General features: G+C 38.5%; 10 protein-coding genes. 4 read left to right on the forward strand and 6 right to left on the reverse strand.

Annotated features, from left to right (window positions below; translation table 11 throughout):
- Window positions 1–84: 84 nt before the first annotated feature.
- Both fumC and FRZ67_RS08255 read right to left on the reverse strand, forming a co-directional pair.
- The gene (gene fumC, locus FRZ67_RS08250; RefSeq protein ID WP_147189091.1) at window positions 85–1,485 is read right to left on the reverse strand and encodes a class II fumarate hydratase; all 1,401 of its coding nucleotides are present in this window, start codon (window positions 1,483–1,485) and stop codon (window positions 85–87) included.
- Between the two features lie 279 nt (window positions 1,486–1,764).
- Window positions 1,765–4,818: a ligand-binding sensor domain-containing protein gene (locus tag FRZ67_RS08255; protein ID WP_158638333.1), complete on the reverse strand. Its 3,054-nt coding sequence runs from the start codon at window positions 4,816–4,818 to the stop codon at window positions 1,765–1,767.
- A gap of 584 nt (window positions 4,819–5,402) precedes the next feature.
- On the opposite strand from FRZ67_RS08255, the gene FRZ67_RS08260 reads away from it, so the two are divergent.
- From FRZ67_RS08260 to FRZ67_RS08275, 4 genes are all read left to right on the forward strand, one after another.
- Complete coding sequence (locus FRZ67_RS08260) at window positions 5,403–6,353, forward strand: cytochrome c family protein (protein ID WP_147189093.1); 951 nt, start codon at window positions 5,403–5,405, stop codon at window positions 6,351–6,353.
- A gap of 121 nt (window positions 6,354–6,474) precedes the next feature.
- Window positions 6,475–7,140, forward strand: a complete 666-nt coding sequence (locus FRZ67_RS08265) for a hemerythrin domain-containing protein (protein ID WP_147189094.1) — start codon at window positions 6,475–6,477, stop codon at window positions 7,138–7,140.
- Between the two features lie 26 nt (window positions 7,141–7,166).
- Window positions 7,167–7,844: a DUF8737 domain-containing protein gene (locus tag FRZ67_RS08270; RefSeq protein WP_147189095.1), complete on the forward strand. Its 678-nt coding sequence runs from the start codon at window positions 7,167–7,169 to the stop codon at window positions 7,842–7,844.
- 144 nt (window positions 7,845–7,988) lie between these two features.
- Window positions 7,989–8,645, forward strand: a complete 657-nt coding sequence (locus tag FRZ67_RS08275) for a VOC family protein (RefSeq protein ID WP_147189096.1) — start codon at window positions 7,989–7,991, stop codon at window positions 8,643–8,645.
- A 29-nt stretch (window positions 8,646–8,674) separates the two neighbouring features.
- Here the strand turns inward: FRZ67_RS08275 and FRZ67_RS08280 are convergent, their stop codons facing one another.
- The 4 genes from FRZ67_RS08280 to FRZ67_RS08295 all read right to left on the reverse strand — a co-directional run bounded on the left by FRZ67_RS08280 (window position 8,675) and on the right by FRZ67_RS08295 (window position 14,828).
- Complete coding sequence (locus tag FRZ67_RS08280; protein WP_147189097.1) at window positions 8,675–10,237, reverse strand: glycoside hydrolase family 32 protein; 1,563 nt, start codon at window positions 10,235–10,237, stop codon at window positions 8,675–8,677.
- 316 nt (window positions 10,238–10,553) lie between these two features.
- Window positions 10,554–12,323, reverse strand: a complete 1,770-nt coding sequence (locus FRZ67_RS08285) for a SusE domain-containing protein (RefSeq protein ID WP_147189098.1) — start codon at window positions 12,321–12,323, stop codon at window positions 10,554–10,556.
- Window positions 12,324–12,343: 20 nt separating this feature from the next.
- Window positions 12,344–13,183 (reverse strand): SusE domain-containing protein, encoded by an 840-nt coding sequence (locus tag FRZ67_RS08290; protein ID WP_147189099.1) that lies wholly within the window; start codon window positions 13,181–13,183, stop codon window positions 12,344–12,346.
- A gap of 25 nt (window positions 13,184–13,208) precedes the next feature.
- Window positions 13,209–14,828, reverse strand: a complete 1,620-nt coding sequence (locus FRZ67_RS08295) for a RagB/SusD family nutrient uptake outer membrane protein (protein WP_147189100.1) — start codon at window positions 14,826–14,828, stop codon at window positions 13,209–13,211.
- Window positions 14,829–14,835 lie beyond the last annotated feature (7 nt).

A 14,835-nucleotide genomic window follows, 5' to 3' on the forward strand; every position in this document is an offset into this window, starting at 1 on the left:
GTGCGACGCAACAGGCGATACCATTTTGTACAAAAGTCTGGCTCATAAAAAAAGTCGCTCTTTTACAGAGCGACTTTTGAATTTTTATTTTAAGCTTCCCACCATGTTTGCGGGAATAACCCATGCGTCAAATTCTTCAGGCGTTACATAACCCAATTTAACCGCCATCTCTTTCAACGTGGTGTGCTCTTTATGCGCTTTCTGTGCGATCTCCGCAGCTTTGTAATACCCGATTTTTGTATTCAAAGCAGTAACAAGCATCAAAGAATTATCAACGTGCTTTTTGATGTTTGCTTCGATTGGTTCAATGCCTGCTGCGCATTTATCATTAAAGCTTACGCAACCATCGCCAATCAATCTTGCACTGTGTAAAAAGTTTGCGATCATTACCGGTTTAAAAACATTCAATTCAAAATGACCGGTTGCACCACCAATGTTTATGGCAACATCATTGCCCATCACCTGCGCAGCAATCATCGTTAATGCTTCACATTGTGTAGGGTTTACTTTACCCGGCATGATGGAAGAACCCGGCTCATTATCGGGAATAAATATTTCTCCAATGCCACTGCGTGGACCGCTGCTTAACATGCGAATATCATTACCGATCTTCATCAGACTAACTGCAACAGTTTTCAAAGCTCCATGTGATTCAACGATTGCATCATGCGCTGCCAATGCTTCGAATTTATTTTCCGCAGTTACAAAAGGCAAACCAGTAAGCGATGCGATATGTTTTGCAACAAGCTCTGCGTAACCTTTTGGTGTGTTAATGCCTGTACCAACTGCGGTACCACCAAGTGCTAACTCGCTAAGATGTGATAAAGAATTTTTGATTGCCTTTATGCCGTGTGTTAACTGAGCAGCATAACCACTAAACTCCTGGCCGAGTGTAAGTGGTGTTGCATCCATAAAATGTGTGCGGCCAATCTTCACTACGTTCATGAATGCTTTGCTTTTTGCAGCAAGTGTATCACGCAGTTTTTCAATGCCGGGAATAGTTGTTTCCATCAGCATTTTGTATGCAGCAATGTGCATCGCTGTTGGAAATGTATCATTAGATGATTGCGATTTATTTACATCATCATTAGGATGCAAAAATTTTTCTTTATCTGTAAGTGCTCCGCCTTTTATAACATGCGCACGATACGCCACCACTTCATTTACATTCATGTTGCTTTGCGTACCGCTGCCTGTTTGCCAGATAACCAACGGAAACTGATCATCGAGTTTATTTTCTAAAATTTCATCACATACCTGCGCAATGGCATCTTTCTTTTCAACAGGCAAAACACCCAGTTCAAAGTTGGTTATTGCAGCTGCCTTTTTTAGGTAAGCAAAGGCTTCAATAATTGGTTTAGGCATTTTATTAATATCCTGTGCAATCTTAAAATTCTCAATGCTGCGCTGTGTTTGCGCACCCCAATAAACGTTGGCAGGCACTTTAACCTCGCCCATTGTATCTTTTTCTATGCGATAATCCATACAGCTGATTTTAGAAGCGCAAAGGTAATGCGATTGAAGATTGGCGATTGCTGATTTTAGAATTTTTCTTTATAAGCCGGCTGCATTATTTCTATGAGGCTTTAGTTGCGTCGCACTCTTGTACTTTTGAATAGCTCTCAGCAATCAGCAGCCCGGCCTCAGTTAAAATACACTTTGCCCACCGAAAGCTGATACCTTAAAGCTGATGCATGTTCTGAACGTACAAGTGAGTGACACAACCAAAGTTTAATAAGCATTACTGCGGCTAAGTACAAAAAATCATACATGCAGCTGCAATATAACTGATGTGCCGGTATGATCTGTTTGTATATCGAGCGAAGCGTTCATTATAGCTGCTCTTTTTTCCATATCGGCAATTGCATGCATTACTTCTGCATTGGTAGTATCGAGCATAGCAGCCTTATCATATATCTTAAGAGAGAGTTTTGAAGATTCTTTATCTATGTTAACGATGCATTGCGATGCATTGCCACTTTTTGCAATTTGTGTTAACGCTTCTTTGAAAATAAGGAATAATTCGTGCCTTACTTTCATACCTGCTTTTATAGATGGCACATCCTTACCCACTTCCATTTGTACGAATATCTCATGATCATTTTGCAAGCCTTCTGCAAATTCTTTCATACGCAAAATAGTTCTTTCCATATTATCATTTGTGGGGTCCAGGCTCCACAACATATCATCCATAGCATCCATCATTTTGCGGCTCTTATCGCTTATCTGGTCTATATATTCTTTTGAACGTATAATATCTTTATCTGCTTTTATCTTGGCCATTTCGCTAAGCAGGTTGATATTGCTGAGTGTAGTATTGACTTCTTCGTGCAGGTTGCCTGCAATTTCTGTACGCACCTGTTGCATGCTAAGCAGCTTGTTTATTCTTTCTTTATCTATCCAGTATATAACTGCGATACCTGCAAGAATAACCAATGCATAAAACCACCAGGTAGCATAAAATGGCGGCACAACCACAATTTGTAATACGGTTTCTTTACCGGGCGTGCCGGTACTGTTTTCTGCTCTTACCCTGAAAGTATAATCGCCTGGCGGCAGGTACGTATAAATAGCCTGGTTAAGATCGGTTGTTTCGTTCCAGTCTTTATCAAGTCCATCCAGCTTGTAATGATAATGCAGTTTATCCTGGCTTATATAATTGAGTGCGCTGAATTCAATAGTAATGGAAGTGTTGTCAAAAGGAAGTTCAATTTTCTTTTGTGCAGTGAGTGAATCTACCAGCAATGAAGCATTTGCCAGCTTAAAATCTGTGATGACTGCGGGCGGCGGCGTTGGTGCATCCTTTATACCGGATGGATCAAATACAACGACATTGTGATCAGTTGGATAGATCAATCTGCCGTCCTGCATTTTTACCACACCGGCGGGATTGAAATTATCATAGGAGATACCGTCTCTTCTGTCATAAATAAAAAATATTTTCTTTTCAAGGTTCAAACGGCAGAGGCCATGCGCAAGGCCCATCCATAAAGTGCCGCTTTTATCTTTTTGCAGTGAGTAGACGGTATTAGAAGGCAAGCCATCTTCTGTGGTTATATGTGTTATTTCGTTTGTATTTGTATTCAATACATCCAGCGAGCCACATGCAATAAGAATTATACTATCGTTGTACCTGTACACATCATTTACATTATTGCTCCATAACCTGTGACCCGGCGGACAAGTTGTGGTAATATGATCTTCAAGTCTGCCGGTAGTAGTGCTATATTTAAATAATCCTTTGCTTACGCTACCTGCCCATACATAACCTCTCTTATCTGCATAAATTTTATTAATGTACACTGAATCATTTTTTTTAACGGTGCTGTATCCTTTGTGCACATTACCATTAGCAGCCATTTTATTCCATTGCACTACCTGGCCGGATTGTGTACCAAACCACATATTACCATATTCATCTTCATCGAGCTGCCTGATTGTTTTTAAACGAAAAATACTGTCTTCAACAATGGTTGAATTATCTTTCTGCGGATCATAAACAATTATACCGCCACCCTGCAGACCAATCCATACCAGGCCATCTTTTGCCTGCTTCATATCCCAAACACTATAAGGCTCCCTGTATTTATTTAATGATGCCGGTAACGGGATTGGGATAAATTTTGCATCATAAGCATAGATGCCTGTACCCCATCCGCCAACCAAAACTTTTCCATTGGTTAATTGTAATGCAGTTTGTGCAGGCCCATCTTTAATGCCACTGCCATCTGGCCTTACAAGACTGTAACTAAAAAAAGATTGTGCACCCGGGTTAAAAAGAAAAACGCCATTATCAGTACATACCCAAATATTTTGCTGATTGTCCTCATACAACATTATTGCCTGGTCAAACTTTATGCTTTGCTCATCACGATATTCATTGTCAATTTTTTGAAAAGGTTTTTTACCTCCTGTATATTCAATAATAAAAGTTTTTCCATAGAACCAAAGCTTTCCGTTTCGCTGTCTTAAAGAGCCCGCTATTTCGTAATATCCTGTGCCGGGAAATTCATCATACAAACTATACTTTTTTGTTTCACCCGTTTTAAAGTTTTTATATTGAAAAAAAGGTGCGCCACTAACGAGTGGCCAGGTACTGTACCATATATCATTATTGCCCTTTTCAAAAATATGCACTATTACTTTTTCGTCAGGAAGCTGTTGTAGTAAGGGAATGCTATCCATAATATGCCCACGCATATTGATGTTTCCTGTTTTAAAATTATAAACAGCAAACCCGGGAACACAGGCAAAAACAATTTCGCTTCTGTCTGCAGACATTTTTATATGAATAGGATCCCAATCTACAGGCAGGCGAAAAAGCGCTACCGGCATAAACTGATCCTTCAAAGTATCATACCGGAAAACGCCTTTATGCTGAACATAAATAACTGCTGTTCCTGTTGCATCCTGTGCAAGAAACATTATATTATAAGGGTCTTCCTGCATATTACCATACACGGCTTTATTCTCATAAAGCATTGTATGTTTATTAAAAATGCCAATCTTATCGCCGCTGCATAGCCATAAGTTTGCTTTATCATCTTCTATTAAACCGGTAAGATAATCTGCAGGTACAGAGAAAGGGTCAGAGGGTCTGTTACGAAAAGTAATAAACTTATTACCATCGTACCGCTGAAGGCCACTTAACGTATTTAGCCACATGTATCCCTGGCGATCCTGAACGATACTGTAAACAATATTAGAGGCAAGCCCGTTGCTGGTGCTGAAATGCGTAAATACGTAACGATTTTCCTGTTGCGCAAAACAGCAAAACGCTATCAGCAATGCAATGCATAAACATACCTTTTTTTGCAAACTGTTGGTTTTAGTTGTGTTCAAAAATAAAAACACTCTATCAACTTATAAAACATACTTCATTTATACCGGATGAACTGCGCTAAAGCATGCATGAACTGTTGCTAAATAAGCAATACACGGTTCATGCAGTAATTATAACACTTCATACCCAAATGCATTTTTACAAAATAAAATCCATTGCAACTTTACATCATAAATATAAGGCATAGTTAAAGTTGGTTTGGTGATAATGTAACGGGGTTCTTTCCAGGATCCTGTTTTTTTATTTATACCCTGCATTTGAATATATGGCATCGCCTGTTGTGTCACTCACTTGTACGTTCTGAACAGGTATCAGCTTTCAGATATCAGCTTTCAGTTGGCAAAGTGTATTTTAACTAAGGCCTGGCTGCTGATTGCTGAGAGCTATTCAAAAGTACAAGAGTGCGACGCAACTAAAGTTAAATAGTAATACTAAAAGTCCGGCTCATAAAAGTATACTTCATTACAAATTTTATTCAGTTCATACAGGTGCAAAATTTAACTGCTTAAATCCATTTATAATTTGGCGTCGTAATTATTAAACCTTGAAATTAACCAACATGTTTAAGAAAATTTTGAAATGGACCGGCATTGTATTGCTGGTATTGATCGCAGGCATTTCTGTTACTGCAGCATTCAGGCAAAACATGCACTACAATGCGCCATACCCAAACATAACAACAACTACAGACAGTGCAGTTATTGCGAGAGGTAAACATCTTGCCTACAGTTCTGCGCATTGCATAGATTGCCACAGCACGGCAAATGCAGACTCGTTAATAAAGCTTGGTCTTGATGTACCATTGAGTGGTGGCTTTGATTTTGATATTGGCATTGGTCATGTTTATTCAAAGAACATTACGCCGGATTCTGCAACAGGCATTGGAAGATTTACAGACAAAGAACTTGCGAGGGCACTGCGTTATGGCGTACAACCAGATGGAACAATACTTTATGATTTTATGCAGTTTCATAATCTAAGTGATGAAGATCTTACAGCAGTGCTTTCTTTTATTCGTTCACAAAAACCTGTGCACAATGTTGTTCCTGAGAACACACTTACTATTATGGGCAAACTGGTAAAAGCTTTTATGGTAAAGCCGGTTGGACCTTCCGGTGAAGTTCCCGTAGCAGTAAAACAAGATACAACTGCAGTTTATGGAAAATATATGGCAACAAGTATTGCAGAGTGTAACGGATGTCATACACTAAGAGATATGTCAGGTGCATTTATTGGTGAACCATTTGGCGGCGGCAATAAATTTGAAGAACATGGAAATCCTGTCTTATACACTCCAAATCTTACCACAGATTCGAGCAGCAGAATATTTGGATGGAGCCAACAGGATTTCATTAATCGTTTCCGCATGGGAAAAGTAATTCCTTACAGCCCGATGCCATGGGGTTCTTTCAGTCGCATGACAGATGATGAATTAAAAGCTATCTATAAATTTTTGAAAACAGTTGAGCCTGCGAAAACACCTGCACTACCAGATCTTGCAGAAAAATAAAATTGAATTTTTAAGATCTGCAACCTGTACATAAAATACAACAGTTCATACCCAAGATCTTTGACTCAAACATACATTACTAAGAAATTTGATCATTAATTAACCACTTAAAATAAATTTTATGCAACGTTACAATGCATTCAACATGATCCATAAAGCACTTCGTCATATGCTGTACGATACTGCTTTAACTTTACAGCAAACATGGTTTGCAGACATTAAAGAAGCTGAAACTGCAATTGAAAAAACAGAGGCCGTGATTCATATTTTTGAGCGTCATGCACATCATGAAGACACTTATGTTTTACCTGCTGTAGAAAAATATAACGCAGCACTCGTAGCTTCTTTTGAAGCAGAGCATAAAAAAGATCTTGGTCTTGGTAATCTGCTTAAGAATCTTATTAATATTTACCGCAACGTAAATTTTGAGGAAGAAAGAATTAATGCGGGTTCAGCATTAACCAAAGCGTTTATAGATTTTATGGTATTTAACCTGGAGCATATGGGTAAAGAAGAGATACTTATCAACAAAGTACTGTGGGAACATTACACAGATGAACAGTTGCTTGACATTAGCCAGCAAATAGCAGCAAGTATTCCACCTGAGGAATTGGCTTTTGCTTCAAAGTGGATGATCCGCAGTATAAACAACAAAGAAGCTATCGGCTGGTTGTCTCAGGTAAAAGCAACAGCACCGCCATTTGTATTGCAATCCATATTAACTGAAGCTGTAAATACTTTACCTTCAGAACGTGTTGAAAAAATACAGGAAGGGATAGCTGCTTAACAGATCATTCATTCAAATATAAAGCCATGCTAAGCCAAATACCAATGTATGTTGTAATCGTTTTTACACTTACAGTAATACTTACATTTATATTTCTGGCAAAAGCATTGCATACCGGAGCAAAAGTGGTTATGGTTCTTTTTGCATGGCTTTTATTAAATGCTGTATTAGGATGGAAAGGTTTTTATGCGGCAACAGGCGCAACGCCGCCACATTTTGCACTGGCTGTTGCACCTCCGTTATTAGCAATACTTGTTTTACATATTACTACTAAGGGAAAAGCATTTTTAGCAAAAGCAGAACTTTCTATATTAACACTACTAGGTATAGTGCGAATACCTGTTGAGCTGGTTTTGTTTTGGCTATACAGTTACAAAACCATTCCGCAGCTAATGACATTTGAAGGAAGAAATTTTGATATTGTCTCAGGCATTACAGCAATAGCGGTTTTCTTTATTTGTTTCAAAGGCAAAGAAGTTGTACATAAAAACCTACTATTAACCTGGAATATATTAGGGCTGATCCTGCTTTTAAATATAGTTATCAATGCAATACTCTCAGTGCCTTCACCCATACAGCAATTCGCTTTTGAGCAGCCAAACATTGCTGTACTTTATTTTCCTTTTATATGGCTGCCCTGTTTTATTGTACCTGCTGTATTATTAAGTCATATTGTTTCTTTAAAAAAGCTAATAACCAAATGAAAAAGAAATTATTTCTCGCAACACCTGCATTGCTTATTTATTTTGCTATGCATCAAATGAAACTGAGCCGCTTCTTCGGTATAAATATTCAGTCAGTTTTATAAGTATACACATTAGAAAAAGCTAAATAAATAATTTTGCTGTATGCTTATAAAAGAACTGGTGTTACTAACTACAGATATTGCAGCAGTAAAAAAATTTTACGAGGAATTAATGGGGTTCCCTCTTATAAAAGAAACAACGCAAAGTGTTTCTTTCAAAACGGGTAACTCCATTTTATCTTTTGAACTTACCAATTCGTATTTGGTACCTTTTTATCATGTTGCATTTTCAATTCCTAATAATAAATTAAATGAAGCTTTGGAGTGGATTGAGCAACGTGTGCCCATTTTAATTTACCTGGAAAAAGAACAAATCGCCGATTTCAAAGGCTGGAATGCCAAAGCATTTTATTTCCATGATGCGCAACAAAATATCCTGGAGTTTATTACGCATTTTGATCTGCATACAAATGATGAAAACCCTTTCTCTGCATCATCTGTAGAAAGCATTTGTGAAATTGGTATTGTTACAGAAAATGTTTTAGCAACATGTGAAGTCATAAAAACAAAATACAACATACCTTATTTTGAAAAAGGACCTTTTCACAATGATTTTGCCGTGATGGGAGATTCACATGGCTTGTTTATTATTTCAAAAACAAATCGTGGCTGGTTACCTACACAAAGACCTGCAGAAAAATTTCAGGTGCAGGTGAAGATCGAAGTTGATGGAATTGATAAAGAATTATTATTCGATTAACCCGACTTACTATAATGTGAGCCTTAGTTTTAATGAATTGTTTTAGCAACATTCTTAATATCTAAGTTCATAAATACAGCTGTACCATTTTTAGCAAATAATTCAATTCCTCCATCACTGTGTTTAGGAAAAACAAGATCAGTAATTGCATACAGGCCATCATTAACAAAAACTTCTACCATGCTTTTATCTATTAATATGCGCAGTTTTATTTTTTCATCTGCATTATTTAGATGAACCGTTTCTACGCTGGAAAAATCTTTATGAAAACTGGTATCACCAGATTTTGTTCTGTCTAAGCTGATCGTTTTCGTGGCAGCGGTATAAGCGATAGTTGTTTCTTCATCACCACTCTTAAAAACATTGATGCCTGCTGTTGCTCCTGCATCAGCTTTTAATTCAAAAGAAATATCCAACGCTGTTCCTTTTACTGAGTCCAATGATTTTGAAGTATTATTTAATTCAACAGAAGTTTCGCTATAAAGATCTTGCTCGTAGTTATTAAGCTCTGCAGCGGGTAACTGAAACAATCGCAAACCTTCTGCGGTTTGTTTTAAAGTCAATGACCGTGGCACAGAGTATGCGCCACGAAATCCTTTCGTAGGAATATCATTTGCATAGTTCCAGCAATTGGCCCAGCCGATCATTATTCTTCTTCCATCAGATGCAGGAATATTGTTATAAGTAACACCTGCATAAAAATCTTTGCCATAGTCTATGTACAAAGGGTAATCAAGTTTATCAGCAGTAAATTTTTTTCCATCAAAATTGCCAGTGAAATATTGTACAGCAATAAAACCTTTCTGCGGGTGGCCTGCGGATAAAGACAATACCCATTTCTGTTCATTGCTTCCTTCAACTGTAATTGGAAACAGATCGGGGCATTCCCAAATTTTATCTACGTTACCTACACCCCCAAATTCACTTAAGAGATTCCATTTTTTTAAGTCAGCAGATGCATAGAATTGCACTTTGTATTCCAGCGATCTAACCACCGCCATTATCCATTTCTTTTCCGGCGCATACCAGAATACTTTGGGATCCCTGAAATCTGTAAGGTGTATATCCAGCACAGGATTGTTAGCATATTGCTGCCATGTTTTTCCTTCATCAACGCTGTAAGCAAGGCTTTCATGCTGCGCAAGTCCTTTTCCATTTTTATCAACATGCGAAGTATAAATTGCCACTAAAGGTATTTGTCCATCTTTACCAAAACCACTTGTATTAAAACTGTCCACAACAGCACTGCCGCTGAATATCATGATAGTAGTACTGTCATTATTTTTTATTTCAGGAATAGCAAGTGGCCATTGATTCCATTCAAACAAATCTTTGCTTACTGCATGCGCCCAACTCATGTGGCCCCATTTGTCTCCATAAGGATTGTATTGCGCAAACAAATGATATTGCCCGTTGGCATATACCAAACCATTCGGATCATTGATCCAATTGGAGTCTGTGGTAAAGTGATATAGCGGCCTGTAAGAAAACGTTGTATCTTCTGAACCCGCTTTTTTATCTGCCATATTATTGTTGCATGATGCAAGAAACAAACCGTTCGTTACAACCAACAAATAAAAGAATTGTCTCATAATAAAATTTTAAAAAAGGGAGAAGTTCAGATAGTTCCTGCTTATGATTAAATATAAAACAATCCTGCCCTCTTCCTGAAATAATTGAGAAAAAAAATCAAATACTTTTTTTGTAGCCGACTTCCTGTTCTGTGATTGAGCATTGTTGCGTCGCACTCTTGTACGTTCTGTTCGTTGAGTATCATTGAAGAGTACCTTGCTAAAGTACAAGTGTGCGACGCAACAAAAGCTACATAAGTGTTCCTGTTGCTGGACTCATAAAATAAAAAAGGCCATCTTAAAAGATGGCCCTTACAAAAACAAACCTCAAAATATTTTATTGAATAGTAACTGTTTGTTTGTATTCATCAAGTGTTATGGTATATGTTCCTGCTGTAGAAGGTGTGCTAAAATTATCGCCGCCTTCCCACTTGATCTTACGCTTTATGGTACCGCCTGATGTGCCATTGTCTCCATTATCTTCATAATCGAAAGCACCCCATGCATTGCCAGCAAGGAATTTAATAGACTTAGATGCTTTTAAAGTAGCAGTGATCGTCCACACGCCGTTGCCCTGGTAAGTCATTTGCGGAGAGCTTGGCGGATCCCAATCATTAACACCTGACTGGTTAATGCCGTCTCCCACAAGTCTCATTTCTGTAGCAGGGCTCATGAAATATTTTATGTTATCCCTGTCACGTCCATCCCATATAACCCTGTTAACACCTCCAGTTGCATTAGGAAAGTTTGGCCCGTTTACTTCCATTGTACTTCCATCTCCACCATTTGATCCGTAGCTTCTGGTTTCATCAACAGCAAAGCTTCCGTTATTCCATTGGTTATTATCTATAAGCTTCCATCCGTCTGCCGTAAAATTGGTGATACCTACGAACAAATTATCTGCAGGTGCACCCATTGCATAGTTAGGAAATACGCTTGGTGGATCCCAGTTTGCACCTACAGCACCACCAACAAAGCCCATCCTGCCTTCACGTATATCGTACTTAAGCGTTTTCCTGTTAATGCTGATGCGATAAACACCATCTGCTGAAACAGAAAGATTAGCACCACCGGCAGATAAATCTCCACCAGAACCACCATAGTTTATGTCCCAGCTTCTGCCTTGTGTAATTTTAAATTCAGAACCGGCAGGTAAGTAAATGTACATGTAGTACATGTCGTTAAATACATCTGTACGAAGGTCTCTTATAAACTCAGGAGCAGTGCCCGGGTCCCAGTTATTACCATTATTAGTTGTAGCCTGGTAGCCACCTGGAAGATAAAATCTCAATAGCGGGAAATAGCTTTGCACTGTTACCACAACAGCATTTGAATAAACTGTTGCTCCCAGAGCAGTCGTTGCTTTTACACGATATTCTACATCGCCTGAGTTCCCCCCCGGAATGCCTGAATTTAATGCAGTTTCATTTAATTCTCCCTGCGTCAATCCTTTTGTATAAATGCCGGTACCAACAGCTATTTCTGAAGGCGTCGCAAACTCTTTGCCTGAAGAATCATACTGTAATGTATATGTTACAGCTCCGGTATAACCATTGAAAGATTGGCCCCATGAAAAATCAATCGCATGCTCATTAGATGTATTAATACCGGCGGTAACAGAAGTAGCAGAACTGGTAAGTACAGAAGCATCTCCGTATGCACTAACAGTTACATTTACCACATTTGAGGTATACTGTTCATTGTTATTGCCATAAGAAGAAACGACACGAACATCAAGGCTATAAGGAGCACCTAATGTAAAACCGTAATTTAATAATATAACATTTAACTCCTTACCGGTAAGCGACGTACTAAGAGTGCCTGTAACAATCTTACTTGTTTTATTAGAGAAATTTCTTCCGGCAGAATCTATCTCTAAAATATACTTGTAGGTATTTGAATCTGAAGCGTACTTAGGATTTGTCCACGAAAAGCTGATCACTTCATTTGAAGAATCTGCAGGTGTTGGTGCAACCGATTCTGCAGAAGCGGAAAGTGTTACTGCTGTGCCATTTGCATAGAATGGCAGGTCTTTAACCTTATTACAGGCTGCGAAGATCAGCGCTGCGGTTAGAACTGTTGCTACAGCAGGAATGAATTTTTTCATAATTTAAAAATTAGATTGAATTATTGTTTAACAACAGTGTATTTTCCGGTTTTAAAGTTTACAGTTACCTTGTAGCTACCTGCAACTGCTGGTGTCGGAATCGCATCGGGATCACCTTCCGATCCGAAATTAAATCCAAGATCTCCACCTGAAGCGTCCCCGCTGGCACCAGCTAATTTGCTTATACCATATTGAGGTTGCCATTGATTAAGAGTCGTAAGAAATTTATAATAAAACCCGGGGCTAAAATTCATAACGATATTATACTCCGTATTACTAACCTTCGTACATTTTTGATCTTCCGGTGGATTATTGGTCCAGCTGCTTGGTGTACCATCACCTGTTATATACAGGTCTCCTGTTGGAGAAATAGGAACAGCAACATCCAGGTAAGGAGTTATCACTGCCTGTACAACATTAGAAAACAAAGGCGCACTGTTATTAACCAATGTTGATTTTACCCTGAATTCAACAGTATGGGATATATCTTCCTGCAGATTAAGTTTTGTAAGTATCGTATTAAGCTGACTTACAGTATATGTTACACCCAAGTCTTTTGCAATAGATAATTCCTGCAAGGATGGGCTGGAAAAATTTGCACCTGCTGTGTCTACCTGCAATATGTAATTCACGTCTTGTGAACTAATGCCTGTTGTAAATTGGTAATTTGGATTTGTCCAGGCAAATTGAATTGCATCCTGGTTTGCATTATCTCTCACGAGGATTAATTCACTGGCTGAAGCCGATAATTCGGGTGGAGTTCCACCTTCATAATAAATCTTGTGTTCATCTTTTTCGCATGACCAGAACATTACTGCGGACAGTAAAGAGAGGAACAGCAATTTTGAAATGAGTTTCATATTAATGAGTTTGTCTTATTAAAAATTAATAGCCAGTATTTTGTGTAAGATTTGGATTGGCTGTAAGGTTTGACGCTGGAACAGGGTAAATATTATATTTACTGTCTACGCCGGTACCAGAAGCTACTCCACCTTTCCAGGGCCACAAATAGGTGCTGGTAGTAAGCAACCCGTAGCGTATCAGATCTGTACGACGATGACCTTCCCAATATAATTCTCTTGCTCTTTCATCCAATATGGTTTGTAATGTTAAGTCAGAAGAAGTAAGTTTACCAACATCGCCGGGTCCGTAACTCTGACCATAAGCTCTGAACCTGATCTTATTTAGATAATCCAGTGCAGTTTCAGCATCGCCTCCCCCGCCACGTAAATGAGCTTCCGCATAGATCAAATACATTTCAGATAAACGGAATACCGGGAAATCAACATCGGCAAAATTGTTCTGCACATCTGATGTTGGCAAACCATCTGAACGAATATTCTTATACTTATTTACATGAAGACCGTTATTAAAATCACTGATATCTCCAATAGCTATTTGAGAGGCACTGGTTCCATATTTTGAAGTGGTGAACATTGCGCGCTGATCAGTAACACCCGTTGGGTCTGGAAACAAATTAGCTAATGCAGATGTACCTCTGTACCCATACCAGCCACCACTCACTCCATATTCATTATGATCATCTCCAGAAGCGCAATGCACAAAGAAAGTAGTGTTGCCATAGGACTGTGTATAAAGGCCATCGCAGTTTATAGCATATATAAATTCATCTTTTCTTTTATCATTATCCGCCATAAATAATTTATCGTACTCCGGCTGTAACTGGTAACCGGCATCGATAACTTTTTGTGCATAGTTTAATGCATCTGCGTAATGTGCTGTTCCGGTATAAACTTCTGCATTCAAATAAAGTCTTGCAAGCAAAGCCCAGGCAGCAGCCTGGTCTACCCTGCCATACTCAATTGTTTTCGCAGGAGCCAGATCTGCATCGATGGCTTTAAGTTCACTTTCTATATAATTAAATAAATCAGTTCTGCTTATTTCTTTAGGCAGATAGGTACCGATGCCATCATCTTCAGTAATAAAAGTAGACTTACCAAAAAGATCAAGCATTACCCAGTAATTAAAGGCACGTAAAAATCGAACTTCTCCTCTCGATTTTCTTATATCATCAGCATCAGCACCTGTTATATTGCGGGCGGATAATTTTTCATCAGTTGATTCTCTCAAATATTCATTACCTATCGTAATATTATAGATAGGACGAGCATACATACCACGCAGGAAAGGGTCAGAACTACTCCATTTCAGATTGTGGAAATCATGTATGGTTTGGTCGTTCCACGCTACTACAGCTTCATCTGTTGGAAGTTCCTCACAATTAAAAAATCCTCTTATAAAAGGTGATTGAGACCCTTCATCAAGGCCCTGGATATCTGAACTTCCTGCAGGACCTGTATTACCAGTACTTGCCAATCCTCCATAAATTTTAGCCAGCACACTTTTGTATCCTTCAGCAGTTGAATAAGTAGTAGCTGGTGTAAGGTCATTTTGTGGTAAAAGATCGAGCTTCTTTGCACAGGATGTGGCAGTAATTACTGCAACACATACTATGATCATATTTTTCGTTATTAAACTTTTCATATCATTA

This window comes from Panacibacter ginsenosidivorans, from assembly GCF_007971225.1.
Lineage (GTDB): Bacteria > Bacteroidota > Bacteroidia > Chitinophagales > Chitinophagaceae > Panacibacter > Panacibacter ginsenosidivorans.

Bases quoted from the DNA above. Each gene is read 5' to 3' on its own strand.
- fumC (WP_147189091.1), bottom strand. From the start codon at position 1,485: ATGGATTATCGCATAGAAAAAGATACAATGGGCGAGGTTAAAGTGCCT.
- FRZ67_RS08260 (WP_147189093.1), top strand. From the start codon at position 5,403: ATGTTTAAGAAAATTTTGAAATGGACCGGCATTGTATTGCTGGTATTG.
- FRZ67_RS08265 (WP_147189094.1), top strand. From the start codon at position 6,475: ATGCAACGTTACAATGCATTCAACATGATCCATAAAGCACTTCGTCAT.
- FRZ67_RS08270 (WP_147189095.1), top strand. From the start codon at position 7,167: ATGCTAAGCCAAATACCAATGTATGTTGTAATCGTTTTTACACTTACA.
- FRZ67_RS08275 (WP_147189096.1), top strand. From the start codon at position 7,989: ATGCTTATAAAAGAACTGGTGTTACTAACTACAGATATTGCAGCAGTA.
- FRZ67_RS08280 (WP_147189097.1), bottom strand. From the start codon at position 10,237: ATGAGACAATTCTTTTATTTGTTGGTTGTAACGAACGGTTTGTTTCTT.
- FRZ67_RS08285 (WP_147189098.1), bottom strand. From the start codon at position 12,323: ATGAAAAAATTCATTCCTGCTGTAGCAACAGTTCTAACCGCAGCGCTG.
- FRZ67_RS08290 (WP_147189099.1), bottom strand. From the start codon at position 13,183: ATGAAACTCATTTCAAAATTGCTGTTCCTCTCTTTACTGTCCGCAGTA.
- FRZ67_RS08295 (WP_147189100.1), bottom strand. From the start codon at position 14,828: ATGAAAAGTTTAATAACGAAAAATATGATCATAGTATGTGTTGCAGTA.